The organism is Vibrio sp. 2132-1, from assembly GCF_033344315.1.
Genome location: NZ_JAWPON010000554.1, coordinates 1 through 603, shown reverse-complemented (window position 1 = coordinate 603; position 603 = coordinate 1). Strand labels below are relative to the sequence as shown.

Annotated in this window: 1 protein-coding gene; it reads right to left on the bottom strand. The window is 49.9% G+C overall.

The features are described 5' to 3' along the window. On the bottom strand, window positions 1-603 hold a 603-nt coding region (locus tag R8N47_RS26610), incomplete at both ends, for a DEAD/DEAH box helicase (RefSeq protein ID WP_318186284.1).

The window sequence follows — 603 nt, the reverse complement described above, 5'->3', positions numbered from 1 at the left end:
TCACGAGTTTTTAAGAACACGATAGTGCGCTCAGCTTGCTCTGTGATGATATGTTTCAGCAGAGCCAGTTTGTGTTCTGCGCTATCAGCACGGTGATACCATTGAGCAATCTTCTTACGCTCACGCAGTGGCGATTTTGCGTCGATCTCTGCTGGTTCGTTCAGTAGGTCAGCTGTGAAGCCTTCTACGCCTTTACCTTCCAATGTTGCTGAAAACAGAAGGGTTTGCTTACGCCAGCGACATTCATTCGACAGACGGTCAACCGTTGGAGCAAAGCCCATGTCCAGCATGCGGTCTGCTTCATCGAGAACCAGCCATTCGATAGCACGACAATCAAAACGTTCTGCATCAATGTACTCACGTAGACGGCCTGGTGTTGCAACTACGATGTCTTGCGTAGTTGCTAGGATGTCTGCGTGTTCTTGGTATTGAACGCCGCCTGTGATCGTGAAGATGTTCAGCTTAGTGTTCTTTGCCAAAGCACGAGCTTGGTCGGCAACCTGCATCGCCAGTTCGCGAGTAGGCGTTAGGATCAAAATACGCGCAGGCCCAGGTTTACGACGAGGGAAATCTTGCAAGTATTGCAATGCTGGCAGAACGAAG